At 41.5% G+C, this 16,966-nt stretch carries 20 protein-coding genes; 19 read left to right on the top strand and 1 reads right to left on the bottom strand.

The genetic code is table 11. The features are described 5' to 3' along the window. Positions 1-71 precede the first annotated feature (71 nt). Positions 72-2,318: a Tir intimin-binding domain-containing protein gene (locus AC3G3F_RS16115; RefSeq protein WP_079796555.1), complete on the bottom strand. Its 2,247-nt coding sequence runs from the start codon at positions 2,316-2,318 to the stop codon at positions 72-74. Positions 2,319-2,652: 334 nt separating this feature from the next. Here AC3G3F_RS16115 and AC3G3F_RS16110 point away from each other — a divergent pair, with 334 nt between their 5' ends. The 19 genes from AC3G3F_RS16110 to AC3G3F_RS16020 are packed head-to-tail and all read left to right on the top strand — an operon-like array spanning position 2,653 to position 16,815. After that, complete coding sequence (locus AC3G3F_RS16110; RefSeq protein WP_129382477.1) at positions 2,653-3,084, top strand: hypothetical protein; 432 nt, start codon at positions 2,653-2,655, stop codon at positions 3,082-3,084. Next, positions 3,081-4,586: an EscC/YscC/HrcC family type III secretion system outer membrane ring protein gene (locus AC3G3F_RS16105; protein ID WP_063390163.1), complete on the top strand. Its 1,506-nt coding sequence runs from the start codon at positions 3,081-3,083 to the stop codon at positions 4,584-4,586. The genes AC3G3F_RS16110 and AC3G3F_RS16105 overlap by 4 nt, the downstream gene beginning before the upstream one ends. Before the next feature lie 9 nt (positions 4,587-4,595). Continuing rightward, on the top strand, positions 4,596-5,852 hold the full coding sequence (gene sctD, locus AC3G3F_RS16100) for a type III secretion system inner membrane ring subunit SctD (RefSeq protein ID WP_079796556.1): 1,257 nt from the start codon (positions 4,596-4,598) through the stop codon (positions 5,850-5,852). Between the two features lies 1 nt (position 5,853). Further along, positions 5,854-6,087 carry a hypothetical protein gene (locus tag AC3G3F_RS16095; RefSeq protein ID WP_136058462.1) on the top strand — a complete coding sequence of 78 codons (234 nt, stop codon included), beginning with the start codon at positions 5,854-5,856 and terminating at the stop codon, positions 6,085-6,087. A 24-nt stretch (positions 6,088-6,111) separates the two neighbouring features. After that, complete coding sequence (locus AC3G3F_RS16090; protein WP_053529176.1) at positions 6,112-6,477, top strand: hypothetical protein; 366 nt, start codon at positions 6,112-6,114, stop codon at positions 6,475-6,477. A 25-nt stretch (positions 6,478-6,502) separates the two neighbouring features. Next, positions 6,503-7,108, top strand: coding sequence for a hypothetical protein (locus AC3G3F_RS16085; RefSeq protein WP_114048588.1), 606 nt, complete (start codon positions 6,503-6,505; stop codon positions 7,106-7,108). A gap of 15 nt (positions 7,109-7,123) precedes the next feature. Beyond that, positions 7,124-7,909 (top strand): type III secretion system translocon subunit SseC family protein, encoded by a 786-nt coding sequence (locus tag AC3G3F_RS16080; RefSeq protein ID WP_053508691.1) that lies wholly within the window; start codon positions 7,124-7,126, stop codon positions 7,907-7,909. Positions 7,910-7,930: 21 nt separating this feature from the next. Beyond that, entirely contained in the window at positions 7,931-8,656 is a 726-nt protein-coding gene (locus tag AC3G3F_RS16075) for a hypothetical protein (protein WP_053508689.1), read from the top strand. 56 nt (positions 8,657-8,712) lie between these two features. Continuing rightward, positions 8,713-8,931: a type III secretion system needle filament subunit SctF gene (gene sctF / locus AC3G3F_RS16070; RefSeq protein WP_053529179.1), complete on the top strand. Its 219-nt coding sequence runs from the start codon at positions 8,713-8,715 to the stop codon at positions 8,929-8,931. A gap of 41 nt (positions 8,932-8,972) precedes the next feature. Next, entirely contained in the window at positions 8,973-9,173 is a 201-nt protein-coding gene (locus AC3G3F_RS16065) for a DUF1039 domain-containing protein (protein ID WP_157719823.1), read from the top strand. Positions 9,174-9,186: 13 nt separating this feature from the next. After that, positions 9,187-9,555, top strand: a complete 369-nt coding sequence (sctI, locus tag AC3G3F_RS16060; RefSeq protein WP_071891247.1) for a type III secretion system inner rod subunit SctI — start codon at positions 9,187-9,189, stop codon at positions 9,553-9,555. Then, on the top strand, positions 9,552-10,298 hold the full coding sequence (sctJ, locus tag AC3G3F_RS16055; RefSeq protein ID WP_063390167.1) for a type III secretion system inner membrane ring lipoprotein SctJ: 747 nt from the start codon (positions 9,552-9,554) through the stop codon (positions 10,296-10,298). Before sctI ends, sctJ begins: the two co-directional genes overlap by 4 nt. 6 nt (positions 10,299-10,304) lie before the next feature. Beyond that, the gene (locus AC3G3F_RS16050) at positions 10,305-10,898 is read left to right on the top strand and encodes a type III secretion system domain-containing protein (RefSeq protein ID WP_088734320.1); all 594 of its coding nucleotides are present in this window, start codon (positions 10,305-10,307) and stop codon (positions 10,896-10,898) included. Next, entirely contained in the window at positions 10,895-11,620 is a 726-nt protein-coding gene (locus AC3G3F_RS16045; RefSeq protein WP_139386962.1) for a hypothetical protein, read from the top strand. Before AC3G3F_RS16050 ends, AC3G3F_RS16045 begins: the two co-directional genes overlap by 4 nt. Next, positions 11,607-12,668, top strand: coding sequence for a TyeA family type III secretion system gatekeeper subunit (locus AC3G3F_RS16040; protein WP_053529185.1), 1,062 nt, complete (start codon positions 11,607-11,609; stop codon positions 12,666-12,668). Before AC3G3F_RS16045 ends, AC3G3F_RS16040 begins: the two co-directional genes overlap by 14 nt. A 22-nt stretch (positions 12,669-12,690) precedes the next feature. Then, positions 12,691-13,065: a hypothetical protein gene (locus tag AC3G3F_RS16035; protein WP_053508673.1), complete on the top strand. Its 375-nt coding sequence runs from the start codon at positions 12,691-12,693 to the stop codon at positions 13,063-13,065. Then, positions 13,062-15,104, top strand: coding sequence for a type III secretion system export apparatus subunit SctV (gene sctV, locus AC3G3F_RS16030; RefSeq protein ID WP_063390170.1), 2,043 nt, complete (start codon positions 13,062-13,064; stop codon positions 15,102-15,104). The genes AC3G3F_RS16035 and sctV overlap by 4 nt, the downstream gene beginning before the upstream one ends. Next, a complete protein-coding gene (locus AC3G3F_RS16025) occupies positions 15,104-16,429 on the top strand; it encodes a FliI/YscN family ATPase (protein WP_053508669.1) in 1,326 nt (441 codons plus the stop codon). The genes sctV and AC3G3F_RS16025 overlap by 1 nt, the downstream gene beginning before the upstream one ends. Before the next feature lie 5 nt (positions 16,430-16,434). Continuing rightward, complete coding sequence (locus AC3G3F_RS16020; RefSeq protein WP_063390172.1) at positions 16,435-16,815, top strand: hypothetical protein; 381 nt, start codon at positions 16,435-16,437, stop codon at positions 16,813-16,815. The last annotated feature ends 151 nt before the right edge of the window (positions 16,816-16,966 follow it).

Genomic DNA, 16,966 nt, shown 5'->3' with positions numbered 1-16,966 from the left:
ATAATCAGATAATTTAGGTAATTTATTTATGGTGAACTCTGCGGTCGATCTGGTCTAATTTAGTGTTTTTCCTAGACTAACGTTACTAACGTTCCGATATCGACAGAATCTGATGTATCCTCCGTATAGACTGACGACGAATCACTGCTGTCAGATTCTATATCTTCCGCAAGATTGTCTATTCTCCCGGCTAACGATCCGTCTCTCGCGGCTAACGATTCGTTGCTACTAAGATCAGATTGGGTATCACTCTCATCCTCATACGTATAATAATCTCCCTGCTCAGATAACGCGTTGACATTGTCAGATGCAGTTATATCATCCTGTATTGCAGAGGATTTTTGGTTAACCGATTGATCTTTTACCTGTTTTTCAGCCAGTTTGTTGTGGTGGATGTTCGTAAAAAGTTTTGCAAAAATTGGTACTGAGAGCGCCGCCACGACGCTACCGAGCCCTTCTATTGTATAAAATCCGGAGCTCGAAATACCGGATTGTGTTACATTGGTTTGACTATTCACGTAATTTTCGACGGTTTGTTCAATGTTCCCCAGTTTGTTTATAACGGTCTGTGTTGATTGACTAATATCGTTGGCAGTGCTGCTGGCGTTAGCCAGAGTATCACTGACTTTGCTTATATCCGTCGCCTTTGCATTAATCCGGTCAATTGTAGAGCTTAACGCTGTGCTCGCCATATTTTTTGCTTGCTGCGCAATTTGAGTGGCTTGTTCTTCGCATTCCTCTTTTGCAGCAGTGGTCAATTGACCAGTTGGAACCAAGTTACCATAATCGTCAACTGTCATCTGTTGGTTATTTGGATCAGCGAAAGCAGTTGCCTCTGTTTGTACCAGCGCTGTATCATAAGCTTTCCTTTCGATGTCTGAAAGGATTTGATCTTGTGCTGAAGAAAGCCACTCTGCAACTTCAGTTATTTGTGTGACGTTGTCTTCACATTGTGTAGCAATATCGTTCAGCATACTGCTAATCTGATCTTCAAGCTCAACACTATTTTCCAGACTGGTAATCTCATCCTGTAAGTCGGCTGGAATATCAACAAGTTGATCAGCTTCCGCCGTGTCGGCAGTAGAACTCTCCCCTCGCAACGCGATACCTAGCCCATCAATACCTATCCCAAGAAGCAGCGTCGCTATGCCAATAGCGGAGATAATTGAGTTATCAGATATTCGGTGCGTGTGTTTTTGTTTCGCCTCTTGCACAGGCGTTGCATTGAGTTCAAGTTTATCTTTAGTAGAAGCATTGTTAATACTATCAATTAGTTGTGGCTTATTATTGTTAGCTGAACTATGATTGTTTCCAGGAGCATTATTCTCAGATAAACTCAAATCCTCTCGGTAGTGAATATTATTGTCAGTTAAGTCAGAACTGCCTTCACCAACATTATTCTCAGATGAGCTCAAATTACCTCGTTCCTGAACATGATTGTTAGCTGAACTACGGCGCTCTATATCAGCGTTATTCCCAAATGAGTTCAAATGACTATCTGGATTATGGGCATCACTGGCGATCCTGTCGTTAATGGCAGGCGTATTAGTACTCTGGTCGCGAGTGATGACACCAGACGTACTGGCATTTACGTTTGTTAAATTAGATGTATGCCCGACGGTCCCTTGCTTTTCAACACTCGTTGATGCCACGCAGCCGGTGTCTATCGGTAATAAGGAGCGTTTTTCTAACCGCATTTCTTTCGGTTGTACTACCTCCGATTTTAAGTTAGCAGTAGCAATACTTGCTTTATTCTCACCTCGCGATAACGCTTTATCCAGATAAGCAACTTTCTCCGAAAAGGCTTTCCTGTCAAATGTATTGCTATCAGAGCTAATATTATCCTTAATCGCCGTTGCAGAAGGGTGCTGTGAGGTAGCCTGCATCGCTCTTAGCTGCTTGCCCTTGTTAGAGGCTACTACTGACGCATTAGTTGTTGGACCGAATACTGAAGCAAATACTTGAGTTCCACGACCTGTAATATCACCACCGAAACGTTCATAAGTACCAACTACAGCGCTCATCCGTTCTGGTATGTTAGCTAAATTAGAACCTTTGTTGTTAAAAAAATCCGTTGCGGTAGTAAGGGGATCTTGATGATTTTTAATAAGTTCTTTCGTAAGAGCTGGAGCAAACCCATCGGCAAGGCCAGGTCTTTTTCTCCCGCTATGGTCGATAAGTCGAACTGTATTAAACGCTGAATCTTTCGGTGTATTATAAATTTCCTGTTTAATAGCACTTGTATTACCACCATTATTAAGGCCAGAAGCTCTGGGTGGTAAAGAGGGGGGGGTTGGTATGCTAACTGGTATAGGCATGCTTAGCTCCTGAATTTAATTTACGTATATACTCATGATATTTCGAGTATCATTTGCGTTGGCTTTTTTACTTCAGCCATTTACTTCATTGTAAATGGCTGGGGATTCGTTGTGTCGCCGCTTGTCAGCAACTCTAATGACTTAAGGTATAAACGTACAGGTTAACCAAGAAATGATAAGTGAATCCGGGCAATAAGAGCAATAATAAAGTGACACTCATTATTCTTCCTCTGTGTCTATTTTTGGACTAATTAAAGTGTAATTTAATGGGTTGTTTTTTGTGGTGTGTTTTGCGACATTGGCAGTCGAATTGGAGAGGGAGGTTGCATACATAATGGCAACATGGCTGGATATTCCAGACATATTTTGGTTAGGGCATAAGAACAATAGCGGTGAGTGTATTGAGTTTACTGTTCAGATAAACTTTTTATCAGGGAAAATTATTGAGAACAGTGATTTTTGGTTATTGATGGTGAAGTTACCAACGCCGTCGGAGAAAGATGTAGCTCGCTGGATAACATGTAGCGGTGTACTTCTGGCTGCAAATGGTGCCTGGCAATACGGAATTATACAACGAGATAATATCTGGTGGTTGGTCCAGCGTTTTACGAATCAAGTGGAGTTATATGTACTATGCCAAAAAGTGAATGAGCACATTGCGGTAGCTACGCTTCTTGGTCGGAGGCTTCAAAATCAATTGCAGAATGTCATAACCAATGACAATCAATTCCGTTTATCGCATATGGTTAGAAATGGTTTAGTATGAGAGCATTGCTTTTTTTATTCATATTGATTTTATTGCCAATTGAGGCATTTTCTGCGTCTACCCTCGATTGGAAGGGGCCCCCTTTCTTTGTTATGACTCACGGTATGCTCGTGAGCGAACTGTTGAAAAATTTTGGTGCAAATTATGATATACCGGTAATTACCAGTCCGTCTATTCGAGATGTTTTTATCGGTCGCTTCGAAAAGGGTACGCCGGAACAGCAGTTGGATAGGCTTGCTCGTACTTATAATTTGGTTTGGTATTATGATGGTAAGGCGCTCTATGTTTACAAAAACAATGAAGTGAAATCTTCTGTTATTACGCCAGAATTTGATACTCGTGAACAGCTTAAGGAATATGTTCTTCAGGCAGGCGTTCTTGCTGAAGGGACATGCCAGCTTCGTCAAATTGGTGTTTCGCAATCTTTTGAGATCTATGGAGTCCCTGAATGTGTTAAGCATATCACAGATATAGCCAGCCAGCTAAGCGTTGCCTCGCGTAACCAGGCTCAGGTAGATCAACAAAAAGAAAATGTCCAGGTATTTCCATTAAAGTACGCATCTGCAACAGATGTAACTTATCAATATCGGAATCAGAGTGTAATAATTCCTGGTGTTGTGACGGTGTTACAGCGAATGAATAATTCGCAGGCAGTTAATAGTGCCAGCACACCAACACAGCTTAATGCAGCGCAACAGGAAACCGAAAGTAGTGGGCCAACATTTTCTGCTGACCCGCGTCAAAATGCAGTGGTTGTTCGTGACCGTGATGCCAATATGCCAATGTACCAACGTCTTATTTCACAGTTAGACCATCGGCAGGATGCGATTGAAATTACGGTGTCCATTATTGATGTTAATGCTGAAGATCTTGGCGCATTAGGTATTGATTGGGCTGCAAACGCTGATATAGGGGGAATGAACTTACAGCTTAATACCAATTTATCCAGCGGCAGTGGCTATGCGACTTCAGTGATCACTAATGCGAGCGATTTTATGGTCAGAGTCAATGCACTGGAGCAAAAATCCCAGGCAAAGGTGTTATCCCAACCTTCGGTGGTGACGTTGAATAACGTACAGGCTGTATTGGATAAAAATACAACGTTTTATACCAAATTAGTGGGGGACAAAGTTGCTAAGTTGGCCTCCATTACAAGTGGAACATTAATGCAGGTTACGCCACGCGTCGTAAAAAATGAGGCTGGAATTGCTGAAGTGTTGTTACTTTTAAGTATTCAGGATGGGAGCCAGCAGTCGTCAGCTCTTGGTGCGGATGGTATGCCGCAGGTTCAGAATTCAGAAATTGATACTCAGGCAACGTTAAAAAGTGGGCAAAGTTTGTTACTGGGGGGCTTTGTTCAGGATCAAGATATCGTAACGGAACGCAAAATTCCGTTATTAGGTGATATCTATTTGATTGGTAATTTTTTTAAAAGCAAGGAAACAACAAAAGTACAAACCGTGCGCCTATTTTTGATCAAAGCGGTACCACTTAAAATTTAAGAGGGCGTGATGGATTACGTATATAAAATAAAATTTTTAAATTCTTCTTTGGTCGGTCGTGAGCTGCTACTGCGAGAAGGTATATTTAGTATTGGGACAGGTGATTGTGATGTCTGGCTGGCTTTATCTGAGAGTGAAGAAAAACAGATAGAATTTGATATCAGCAGTCAGGGGATTAGTTTAACGAAGACCACTAAACTCTGGCGTAACGGCATTGAGGGGATTGCTCTTGCGGGTGAGCTTTTACCTTTACAGGCTACTCTTGATATAGCGGGTATACAGTTTGCCCTTGGGGAGATGGATAGTTGTCTGGATTCATTGATAGCTGTCACCCGCAAGAATAGTACTATATCATCAAATCACAATAGATTTATTATTATACTGATCATCGTGATGGTCATTGCCAGTTTAGTGTTAATGTGTGGTACAGGGTATTTAATCCATAATGCGCGAGCGAGAGAGAATTCTGTATTGCCAGATGTTGAGGTACAAAAGAAGTTAGTAGAACTTGAAAACCAACATGTTCTTCCTGGGGTTAAATTTGTCTGGGAAAAAAATGACGTGGTTAATATATCAGGACAATGCAAAAGTGAGAAGTTACTGCAACCAGTACTGGATTTCCTAAAAAATAATGATACCAATTACATACTGGATGTTATTTGCGATGATCGTCTAATACAGAATGTTATGGATGCCTTACAGATTAATGGTTTTGACCGGGTTTTCGCATATATGGATAAAGCTCCTGGAAAGGTGATTATTAGTGGTCAAATAGAAGAAGATCAACGGTGGCAACGGGTTGTTAAGCTTTTGAACGATATGCAGGGGCTACGTTCCTGGTCGGTTAAATCAGTAAATGATAAAGAGTTGGATGAATTGATTAGTGACTTGCGCAAGTTGAAATTATTGCCAATGTTGAGCATTCAACGTGTAGATGACCGTATTATTGTGAGTGGACGTCTCAATCTTCAGGAGCGTAACTCATTGTATACTTTAATTCGACATCATATGCTTTCTTATCCGGGAACACAGGAAATTATCTACCAGAATATTAACACTAGTTCGAGTGCGCTGGGTATTTTACCTGCTCCTGTTGCGAGTATTGGTGGTAATAGTGATTTTCCTTATGTCATTCTGGACGATGGTACTCGCTTGCAAAAAGGGGCTGTGCTGCCTGGGGGGTATCAAATCGTGAATATCGACAGTATTAACGGTATCGAACTTACTAAACGTGGGGAGCTATTGCATCTACCCTTGGGATTATGACATGACAAAAAATCGTTTTGTAAATATTATTGGCAATGTCACCGAAAGTAATGAGAAATTAAGATGTGATCCATACGGAACACATTTCTTTCAATTGCAGGAAATACTTACCGAAGCTATTAATGGGAAAAATAATTTCCCTGAAATTTACCGGGAGTCGCTAGTTCATGCGTTACTATCTGGTATACGTGTTATTGAAAGAGTGTCGATGAATTATCGGCATAAGAATCCCTGACATTGACTTTTGAAAGGACGGGCTATGAATGGTATTGATGATATTCAGGCGAACATAGAGCGTGAACGATATAAACTTATTTCTGAAGTAGAACGTTTTGAAAAATTAAAAGTAACCTATGAACAGTTAGTCGAGAAAGCAAAGACTGACCCTAAAATTGCTTCTCAGCTAAAAGAGTTTGAGGTATTACATGGGGAAATATTGTTGCAGGATATGGCGAATATTGCGGACCAAATCCGCCGGGCAAAAGAACAGTACCAATCTCTAAAACGAATGGTTGCTATCGCTAATACTTCTTCAGTGAATGTGCAACCTCAAAAGATAGATGGTAACGCTACGCCTGAAAGAAAAGAGGCGTTAAAGCCAAAATTGTATAAAAGTTTTATGTAGAAACAAATTTAACACGGACTATCATATGTATTCGAATACCGAAGTAAGTGCAACGTCAAACCAGTTTTATACATCATCAGTAGTTGCAGCTTCAACAGCTGAAACATCAATGATGGTATCAGAAATGAGTGTATTTAGTGTCATCTGTCTACTTTATGTTGAACACTGTTATGCAGTTGTCGGTTTAGTCGCGAACGTGGGGCAGCAATATAACGTTCAGACAGAAAATGAGTTGGCATGTCAAAAAATGTCCAATGAAACAAATGAAGTGCTTGTCAACGTGCAAAATGAAGTGGATCAAAATAATAATCCTAATGAGACGGCGGCATTGCCTGATGATGTTGTCGATTATATCAACGACAATGCCATTATTATAACAGGTGTAACTGATGGAGGTGAGGGCGGTACTTTTTCACCTATTAGTACCGATGATAAATTTAATGAAGGGCAATTACAAGCTATCAAGGGGCAGTTTGATATTATGTCGACATCATATTCAGATTCGAATAGTAAATATCAACTTGAGTTACAGGTTGCGTTACAGGCTTTAACTCAGAGTATTACTGCCATTTCACAGACAATGTCTAAATCTAACCAGGTTATTACTCAAATAGTCTCAAACTTTAAATAGTTTTTGGAGGTCTATATGCAAATCTTAGGCGTAAATTCTACCAGCAGCGCTGATGTTGGTAGAAATTTAATGACCATCAAATTTATGAACAGAATAAATATGTTACTTTCTGTTCAGAGTCAAGCCATTCAAAATAAAGGAGAGATTGCTGGTATCAAGCAGCAGCAGCAAGATGCAATCGACACTCAGAAGAAGAATGAAGACGAGTATAAAAAAGAGCAACGTCATCGTATCCTTCATGCCATTGTGAGTATCATTGCGCATGTAATTAATTTAGTCATGACTATCGTTCGACCGGTTAAACATATTGCTAAAGCGGCCAGGAAAGCAGTGACCAAAACGGTACGTAAAAGTATAGGGAAGGCGAGCCAGGGTTTGATGCAGCATATCGGGTTATCGCAACCGATGAAGCGCATGGCTGGGGGCGCTAAGAAAGCCCTTAAAACCGGTGTTGAAAAACCAGGCATGGGTAAGCGTGCATTAACTCATATTGCTAACGGTGGCGCTAAGCGCTTTATCAAGCGCACCGCAGTGATTGATGGTATCAGCGGTGGTCTGAACGGTATTGGCGATGGCGTTTTTAAGGTACAAACAGCCAAAATAAAAAATGCCATTGATAATTTGCAGAACAATATTGATCTTATCAGTACAAACTATGAGCTTTCTGAGTCTCTCAAGCAGAAAGAGCAGGATAATATCAAAAAGCAGGTTGATGCAAATATACAAATGCTAGAAAACGTTACATCTGCAGTAAATTCAATGGGCAACCTACAGATGCAAGTTTTGACTAATGCCGTATAACTAATCCTGGAGTATAAAATTATGGCAACAACGATTACTGGCGCTACCAGCAACGTAGCGGTACAAAGCGGTAATGTTTCCGGTCAGTCAATGGACATGACCTCTTTTGACCTGAAAGAACAAATCATTGCTACTTTTAAAGAGCTGGCAGAGCAGGCATGTGAGATTCGCAACATGCAGTTGACGTCGGCGACGACTCAGGAGGTGAGCTCTTGGGGTCGTCAGGTGTCCTCATTTCAACATCAACGCGATTCTGCGAGTAAGACGATGAAATCTACAATTCTTGCCGGTGCAGGTGAAGTGGTGGGTGGCATTGTTTCAATGGGATGTTCGTTTGGTGGGCATGTTGCATCTAAAGGTATCACTCATAAGGAGCGATACAACCGTCGTCAAGCGCTGAAGGGTGCTAAAGGATTAGCGGGAGATGCGCTCGATAACTATCTTAAGGCTAATGAGAGACCCCTTAATCCACATAGTAAGTTAGGTATATTAGGGCAATGTGGTGAGCCTATCGGTAAATTGATTAGCCAGCCCTTTTCGATTGGAGGGAGCATCATTGGTTCCGGGGCTAAGAAATTAGATTCTATCGCTGAGATGGATAAATATAATAGTAATTTGGCATTGAATAATGCAAAGCAATATGCAGATGCTGGTAAAAAAATTTCCAGTCAATTTGCCACTGTTGCTAGTTCTCTGGCCTCGGCCGCAGAGCGCTTTTCTCGTGCGATTACAGCCGTAGCAGGCTAATACTTAGTGGCCTGCATAGCAGGCCACTATTAATTATCATTTAATGGAATATTGCCATGAGTAGTCTTGAAAATGTTAATGCTCAACTATTACAGACCGCTAATAATAACTGGAGTAATGTGCAAAACATGATGTCTCCTTCTGATCTAAATAATCCACTTGATATGTTACGCATTCAAGAATGGGCTCAACAATATTCAACGGCAGTGCAGCTTGATAGTGCTGTAATAAAAATGTTCAAGGATCTTCTGTCCGGTATTACGTCAAAAATATAATGAACAGTATACAAAAACGATTATTAGTAGAGTGCTTAATAATGGCTGCGCAGTATAATATGCGTTCTGAAGGTAATTCTATCCTTGACGTTCTACCTTTCCTGGTTGCAGATGAGAATGATAGAGCACTCTGTGAAGCCCTCTATTATATTTTACTTAAGGATGAAGCTGCTTTTTTTAGTGTAAGAGAATTACTCTCACCTGAAATGAATAAAAAACTCGATTTTTTTATCTTAAATTAATAAATGGTGGTTTATGGACGTATCAGTAGTAACAAATTCGACACTACAATCTTTACCTTCAAATGATGTGGCTACGCATATCAATGTTCCTGATGTAAAGGATATTGAGGAATTTAAAAGAATGATGGCAGCTTCACAACCAGTACCAGAAGCTAATCTTGTAAATGGAATACAGCAACAGCAGGAATTGTATGCCAATACTATTGCGAAAATAAATTCAGTTGCTGACACCGATCTTATGCATGGAACAAAGGTTGATAGTGCGACAAATTTACTAAATACCCAATATGCGCTTTTCAATTTGTCTTTCAATCTGGATCTTACCGCGAAGGTTGCTGGGCAATTTTCTCAGGCTGTTAATAAATTGACGACGATGCAATGACACGTTTTTTTAGGTTTTTAAGTCTATTGATACTTGTTACGTTGCTCTGTGGTTGTAAGGCCGAGCTTTATGACAATTTATCTCAGGATGAAGCTAACCAAATGGTTGCTCTGCTGCTGTCCCAGCATATTGATGTAGATAAAACTGTAAATAAAAATGGCTTATTTTCTATATCAATTGATAAAAGTGACTTTATTTCTGCTGTTGAGATACTTCGCCTTCACGGTTACCCGCAAAAAAAATATCGTAATGTGGAGGATGTTTTTCCCAGTGACCAGTTGGTTACTTCTCCTGGGCAGGAGTTAAGTAAGATTGTTTATCTAAAAGAGCAGAATATTGAAAGAATGCTATCTGATATGGATGGTGTTATTTCTGCACGTGTGTCTATTGCTCAATCTATGCCTACTGATGATGCTCCAGAGGAACAGATGTCATCAGTATCAGTGTTTATTAAATATTCACCAGAAACTAATTTACAAAACTCTGTTACTCAGATTAAAGGGTTAGTTCATGACAGCATTCCCGATCTTGATTATGACAAAATTAGCATAGTTTTACAGCCTGTTCACTACCTCAATTCGGGTATTAAAATTGTAAAAAACGAGACAGTTAAAGACTGGCTAAATATTTATGGTTTCTGGCTTGCTATGACGCTAGTGGGGGGGGCATGGATAATTTTCCTTGGCAGTATTTTTCTAATTAAAAATAAAGAACGGAAAAGAAAAATTTCACAGAACGGATAATGCTATATGTTTCATGACAAGGAGTATCAAATTCTAGTTCGTCTATATGCTTGTCCTGGTGAGTTTATACACGGACAGTACTGGGCGCTGTATGAATTAAGTCACTGGCTTGATGACTACCAGATGTTTCCGGCGCTTCGTCCGTCGATTGATCATCTGCTCCACCACCACTTAGGATGGAAATGGCATACACAAGCAGCAGAAATGTCCCCGTGCCAGAGACAATGGATTACCTGGATACCAAAACTTCCCGTCATGCTAACGGCTTTGGGGCTGATATCTCTTAATAGTATAGACTATTTTTTACTAGGTGATTATCGCAGGGTGCTAATTAATCTATTAGGTGAGGTGACTGTTAATCAGCTTTTTTCCTTATGGCACGGTGAAAATACCGCGCCTACAGTTGCGGCGCATGAATTACCTGCAGTTTCCTTTTCTTTAGGACTGCAAATTTTTTCTCAGATAGTTGGTGATGACTGGATTGGTAATATGATTATGCATACATTACCCCCTATAGAATATAGCGATGTAGAGCAATTGAGACAGAATGAATTAGATGATATAAATTCAATGCTGGCACGGATTGGGAGGTTTATTTGAACGTTAAAAATGGACAGATTCTCTTTGGGTTTCCGGTAGAACATCTCTCTTATGCACCAGAACCTACTAAGTTAATAATATCACCTGATGACCTGGCAGAATATTATCATGTAAATAATGACATCGTCAGAGCCCGAGGTTTAGCTGCCAGATCTATCAGAAGAATGCGCAGGAAGCAGCGACAATTTTGTATTGCTCAGCAGCAGAAGCTTGCTGAGGAAAATAAATCTCAGTTAAAACAATTGATCATCGAAAATCAAAATGAACGAAAGAAATTATTGGCTGAGACCGTGAAATGGCTAGTTGAAGAACAGGATATCGAGCGGCAGCTATATTTTTCGGCGATGCAAAAAGCCCGTCAATGGACTATTGAGGCCCTCCAACTGTGGGGGATTGAAGCTGATTGGGATAGTGCTATCTATATGCGCGTCAAAACAATGCTTAAACAGTTCCAAAAAGAACCTAACTTAGTCCTGGCGCTACCTTCGCAGGACAAGGCAAACGCATTCGAGCAAAATTTATTAGCTGATTGTGAATACTCACAACATATTTTTCAGGTTGTGGTTGATTCTAATCTTGAATCCTGGCAGGCAACGTTAGGTAATTCGCTAGTTAGTGTCTTAATTGATATGCACGCGGAATTAGATGACATTCTGCAACAATTGCGTAGCCAGCCTGTAGCCAGCACAGTAATGACGGCGGAAGAGAATGGACAAGATTAGTTATTCGCAGCCGGTTTCATTGTGGCATGGACAAACCCGGGAGGAACTTGAGAGGAAAGTTGAAACGCGCCAGCAGTTACAGGATGCGTTACCCGCAAATGATATTGAGGCCGCATTAAGTGAAATGCAGGATGTGGCGTTGCAGGATACCATGGAGGATATGAGCCTGATGCTGGGAAACCGGCTAAAAGGAAAAATGCAACGTACCCTGGGTTCGGGTGATGATGAAAGGATTGAACGTGATGAGCAGCTTGCTTTATTAGCAGAACAGGTGGTTGGGGATAAACTTGAAGCTGTTCTGAATAATGTCAGCGCGAGTGGAACAGAGGATTTATTAACGCTGTTCCGTCAGGGGGCGTTGAACTTTAGTGAGGCGGCATTATTGTTGGCGGCTGAAGCAGGTTCGCTAGCGCCAGGAAGTAAGCGTCGTAAACAGATCTCTTCCCGGTTAGATGAATTACTTGCAGAACATCAGGATTGGGTTTTGGCGATGTTTGCTGAGCTGGAGTTAGGCTCTATAAACTCTGATGCAATGCAATCTATGCAGCGTATTATCCGAAAGCATCACCAACAGGATCAGGAGGGCAGTAACCCAGAAGGGGTGTGGCAGTGGTTTAATGAGATCAAAAAATGGTCAGATCGCGCCAGCCGCATTCGCATTCTTATACATACTTTTGCATATGAACTTTCTGCAGGGGGGGATGGTACTGTAAGCCCTCGTCTGATTACAACATTGATGGATTTGAAGAAGTTACTGGTGTTTCTCGGTATGGAGGATACAGCTCGTAGACTGGCTAACGTCATTGGTCTTTCAGAAGATGAAGCATTAAGTGAAATACTGCTTTTGATAGAACAACGCTGGATGTATTCGGAGTGGTTAGCGAACCGAATTCAACAACTTCGTATAAAAGATAATAAGCGCGTATTGTATCTTATCAGGATGAACGAGGTTGTTAAATTTCTTCCCGATATCTGTTTCCTGGACTTACAACAAAGAAATCAACTGTCTGAAGCTATCGAAGAGTACATCAACCAATTAAGCCAATAATACTGTATATGAGAATATTGCGATGATTTTGAATTTACAGATGATAAGTAAGCTCGAACTATTTTTCTCATTTTGTGGAATTCACAGAATTAATATTACCTCGCAAAATACATTTTCAGTCGGTTCCTTTATTGCACAAGTTAATGCCGTGGATATTGGCGCGAAAATTGAGTTGGTTTTGATATTAAAAATAAATGCGCCACGGCCCGATATTGCACTAAGGATGTGTCAAAGTATGCGACCGGAGTCTATTTTTGGAGTTGTTGGGAGCTTTTTTTTCGTCAATAATCGCTTGTCATTGAGTTGCCTGCTGCCTGAAGAGTTAGGTGCTGAAGATTGGTATCGAATTTTCGAATATCAAAAGGATTATATGCTTTCATTTTTGAGTGAACAATGAAGAACGTTACTTTATCTGATCTGGCGAAGATTAGTAGATATCAGGGGGCAATCTTAGCTACGGTACTGGTTTTGGCCGTATTTATGATGATACTACCACTACCGACAGAGGTAGTGGATGTACTGATTGCTTTCAATCTGATGTTTTCGCTTGTGTTATTGATGGTCGTTGTTTATTTGAATAATGCTGTTGAGTTTTCAGTATTTCCTTCGTTATTACTTATTACTACCTTATATCGCCTGTCTTTAACTGTGAGTACTTCCAGATTGATTTTGCTACAGCATGATGCTGGCAACATTGTCTATGCTTTCGGTAATTTCGTTGTTGGTGGAAACCTGACCGTTGGACTAATTATCTTTTCTATTATTACCATTGTGCAGTTTATTGTTATTACCAAGGGGTCTGAACGTGTTGCTGAGGTTAGCGCACGATTCTCTCTTGATGGTATGCCCGGAAAGCAGATGAGTATTGATGGTGATTTACGTGCTGGCTCCATTACCGTTGAGCAGGCGGCCATGCGTAGGGAAATGGTTCAGCACGAAAGTAAACTGTATGGTTCTATGGATGGTGCCATGAAGTTCGTAAAAGGGGATGCGATTGCCAGTATCATTGTTATTTTGGTAAATATTTTTGGTGGGATGGCGATTGGCGTAATGCATGAAGGTATGAGAATCTCAGAGGCGCTTTCCACCTATTCCATACTTTCTGTTGGCGATGGCCTGGTTGCGCAAATACCTGCTCTATTGATCTCTATTACCGCCGGTGTGCTGGTCACGCGAGTACCTGGAGTAAAAGGTAAAACAAATCTCGCCACCGAACTGTTTCATCAACTTAGTGGCCGCAGTATGCCACTTATCATTGCAAGCTCTGTTCTTGTGATTTTCGCTTTTATTCCTGGATTTCCTGCCGCAGTATTTTTACCTATGGCTGCTCTTATTGGGATAGTCGGTTATCTTGTTTACCGGCGAGGAGATCATGGTGATGATACTCATAGCGCTGAACAAGGGAATAATGGCAGCACTAATTTGTCTCCGGGAGTAGAGCCACTATTAGTACGAGTGCATTCTTCCATTGATGAGGGGGGGCTCTCTGATGCGCTGGAAGCATTACGCTGGCGTTTTTTTGAAAATTATGGAATCGCATTAGGTAAAATTAGAGTTGAAAAATTGGGGAGTGAAGAGGAAGGCGACACGCCTAAAGTGGTCTTCTGTCTTTATCACGAACCTGTCTGTGAAGTCTTTCTGGTGGCAGACCATCCCTATATGGCTACTTCTGGCGCCTCGCTGACGGAGGTACAATCGGGGGTGTACAAGCAAAAATTGTTGTCTGGCGTGGATATATATTGGTTAAGTGAAGAGGCCAAAGATCAGGTTTTATCCCAGGGGGATACCGTTTATGAATGTGCACGAGGTTTAACCTGGTGCCTTGAAGTGATACTTGAGCGAAATGCGAAAGAGTTTATTGGCGTACAAGAGACACGCTACCTGATGGATGCTATGGAGAGCAACTATTCGGAACTGGTTAAAGAACTGCAACGACAGGTGCAGCTAAATCGCGTTTCTGATGTATTACAGCGTTTAGTGGAAGAAGGGGTTTCGATTCGTGACTTACGTACTATTTTTGAGACGCTCATTATTTGGTCACCAAAGGAAAAGGATATTGTCACGTTGACTGAATATGTTCGTGTTGCATTAAAGAGACAAATAGTTAATCGGCAACACAAAAAGGGTACAGGGAAGGTATGGATCATCGGTTCTAATATCGAAAATCTTATTCGTGAATCAATACGACAGTCTGTTGCAGGAGCTTATTCGGCAATGGAGCCAGATGTTACTCAGAATATCACAGATCGAATCGCACAGGCGCTTGGTGATCACCAGCAGGGGATTGTGTTAACCGCTATTGATACCCGGCGTTACTTACGAAAAATGATTGAGTCGGAACATTTTATGTTTTCTGTTCTTTCATTTATGGAAGTAAATGATGTAAACGAATTTGATGTTATGGGGGGAATTGACCTGATAGGTGATGTCTCCTGATGCGCAAACCCGATATAGGTAAATTAATTACTAGTATTAATGCGACACAAATGCAGGGAAAGTTACATGCCCCAAGAGTTATACCTGTTGGTTACCTGACGGAGGTTAATACAACAGTGTTAAAGGCGTATTTGCCGTGGGCTCATTTGGGTGAGCTTTGCTATATCGGTGCGCAGAGATTACTGGCAGAGGTGGTGTCACTACAGGATGGTTATGCCTGCTTATCTCTCTTTGATATCGCTGTTGGACTACGGTGTGGAACATCTGTCGTTGCTTCTGGTGCTGAGTATCAAATCGCCGTCGGTGATTTTCTGCTGGGTAAAACGTTAGATGGATTAGGACGTTTGCCAAATAGCAGCGATATTCCTTATGGGGTGGAATATCGTCCTTTAGAATCGGCCCCACCAGACCCCATGGAAAGGGCATTAATTGAAGAGATTTTACCTGTCGGTGTCAGGGCGATCGACGCTACACTCACCTGTGGCCGTGGGCAGCGGTTAGGGATTTTTGCTGCGGCCGGCGGGGGGAAAAGCACGTTGTTGAGTATGCTCTGCGATGGGGTTGAAGCTGACGTTATTGTACTAGCCCTTGTTGGAGAACGTGGACGTGAAGTTCGTGAATTTCTCGAATATACACTGAGCGACTATGCTCGCTCACGCTGTGTCACAGTAGTGGCGACTTCAGAGAGAGCCGCGTTAGAACGCCTGAAAGCTTCTTTCGTTGCGACAACAATAGCAGAGTATTTCCGTGATCAGGGTAAAAACGTTGTACTCATGATCGATTCTCTCACACGCTATGCCCGTGCAGCGCGAGAGGTGGGGTTATCCAGTGGTGAACCACCGGTTGCTTCGGGATTTCCACCCTCCGTTTTTGCAACGTTGCCACGTTTGCTTGAACGAGCCGGGAACGGCAAGGTTGGCAGCATAACCGCTTTTTATACAGTGTTGGTTGAAGGGGACAATATGAATGAGCCGATAGCCGATGAGGTTCGTTCTATTCTTGACGGTCACATTGTATTGTCACGAAAGCTTGCCGAGGCCAATCATTATCCCGCAATAGATGTTAGCGCCAGCGTTAGTAGGGTGATGCGGCAAATTGTAACTAGTGAGCATATGAGGTTGGCCGGGCATTTACGAACATTAATAGCCTTGTATCGTGAAATTGAATTACTGGTTCGTGTAGGGGAATACAGAGAAGGGCAGGATCCTGATGCTGATAAGGCATTAAGGTGCTGGCCCGTAATACAGCAGTTTCTACAGCAGGCCGCGGGTAATCCACAATCACTATCGGAAACGCTAGAATTGCTGAAGTTAGCAGTGGAATAGCCAGTATGCTTCATCAGCTTATGAAGATTAAACAGCATAGAGAAAGAGGACTCAGAAACGAACTGGCTCATACAACGCGTTTGCGCCAACAAGTTGAGCAAGAGATATCTCTCCTGCAACAACATCGGAATGAAATAAAAGATAAATGGCAATTAGCATGCCTGGAGTTAACGGGGGTCATAGATCACAGAGTGTTAATAAGATGGAGTGAACATATGCATAGTTATCAATTAAAATATGAGGCTATTGGACAGCAAATTTCAATGCAACAACAGCTCCATACGCGACTGACTCAGGAAGAAATAGAGTTACAAGGCATGTTAAGACAAGTACTAAGATCACAAGATAAAATAAACTATATGATTTTAGAAGGCGTTGATAATTGATGCCTTACGACATGATATTACCTTCCAGGAAGATAATAGTTTCGCGGGATAATGTTATAGATCCTCCCATGAAGATTAGTTCTATCGTTTTCGAAGAGAAAGAGATGTTCAGGAAAATGTCCCTGAAATTTCAGTTGGCTAGTTTTTTATC

The organism is Salmonella sp. FC25216 (assembly GCF_057751355.1).
Note: the sequence above shows the minus strand (reverse complement) of the source record. Positions and strands in the feature narration are given on the sequence as shown.

What these genes read in the sequence shown, in the direction of transcription:
- AC3G3F_RS16115 (WP_079796555.1), bottom strand. Translation starts at nt 2,318, where the DNA reads ATGCCTATACCAGTTAGCATACCAACCCCCCCCTCTTTACCACCCAGA.
- AC3G3F_RS16080 (WP_053508691.1), top strand. Translation starts at nt 7,124, where the DNA reads ATGCAAATCTTAGGCGTAAATTCTACCAGCAGCGCTGATGTTGGTAGA.
- AC3G3F_RS16090 (WP_053529176.1), top strand. Translation starts at nt 6,112, where the DNA reads ATGAATGGTATTGATGATATTCAGGCGAACATAGAGCGTGAACGATAT.
- sctJ (WP_063390167.1), top strand. Translation starts at nt 9,552, where the DNA reads ATGACACGTTTTTTTAGGTTTTTAAGTCTATTGATACTTGTTACGTTG.
- AC3G3F_RS16085 (WP_114048588.1), top strand. Translation starts at nt 6,503, where the DNA reads ATGTATTCGAATACCGAAGTAAGTGCAACGTCAAACCAGTTTTATACA.
- sctV (WP_063390170.1), top strand. Translation starts at nt 13,062, where the DNA reads ATGAAGAACGTTACTTTATCTGATCTGGCGAAGATTAGTAGATATCAG.
- AC3G3F_RS16065 (WP_157719823.1), top strand. Translation starts at nt 8,973, where the DNA reads ATGGCTGCGCAGTATAATATGCGTTCTGAAGGTAATTCTATCCTTGAC.
- sctD (WP_079796556.1), top strand. Translation starts at nt 4,596, where the DNA reads ATGGATTACGTATATAAAATAAAATTTTTAAATTCTTCTTTGGTCGGT.
- AC3G3F_RS16110 (WP_129382477.1), top strand. Translation starts at nt 2,653, where the DNA reads ATGGCAACATGGCTGGATATTCCAGACATATTTTGGTTAGGGCATAAG.
- AC3G3F_RS16105 (WP_063390163.1), top strand. Translation starts at nt 3,081, where the DNA reads ATGAGAGCATTGCTTTTTTTATTCATATTGATTTTATTGCCAATTGAG.
- sctF (WP_053529179.1), top strand. Translation starts at nt 8,713, where the DNA reads ATGAGTAGTCTTGAAAATGTTAATGCTCAACTATTACAGACCGCTAAT.
- AC3G3F_RS16020 (WP_063390172.1), top strand. Translation starts at nt 16,435, where the DNA reads ATGCTTCATCAGCTTATGAAGATTAAACAGCATAGAGAAAGAGGACTC.
- AC3G3F_RS16035 (WP_053508673.1), top strand. Translation starts at nt 12,691, where the DNA reads ATGATTTTGAATTTACAGATGATAAGTAAGCTCGAACTATTTTTCTCA.
- AC3G3F_RS16075 (WP_053508689.1), top strand. Translation starts at nt 7,931, where the DNA reads ATGGCAACAACGATTACTGGCGCTACCAGCAACGTAGCGGTACAAAGC.
- AC3G3F_RS16040 (WP_053529185.1), top strand. Translation starts at nt 11,607, where the DNA reads ATGGACAAGATTAGTTATTCGCAGCCGGTTTCATTGTGGCATGGACAA.
- AC3G3F_RS16095 (WP_136058462.1), top strand. Translation starts at nt 5,854, where the DNA reads ATGACAAAAAATCGTTTTGTAAATATTATTGGCAATGTCACCGAAAGT.
- AC3G3F_RS16025 (WP_053508669.1), top strand. Translation starts at nt 15,104, where the DNA reads ATGCGCAAACCCGATATAGGTAAATTAATTACTAGTATTAATGCGACA.
- AC3G3F_RS16050 (WP_088734320.1), top strand. Translation starts at nt 10,305, where the DNA reads ATGTTTCATGACAAGGAGTATCAAATTCTAGTTCGTCTATATGCTTGT.
- sctI (WP_071891247.1), top strand. Translation starts at nt 9,187, where the DNA reads ATGGACGTATCAGTAGTAACAAATTCGACACTACAATCTTTACCTTCA.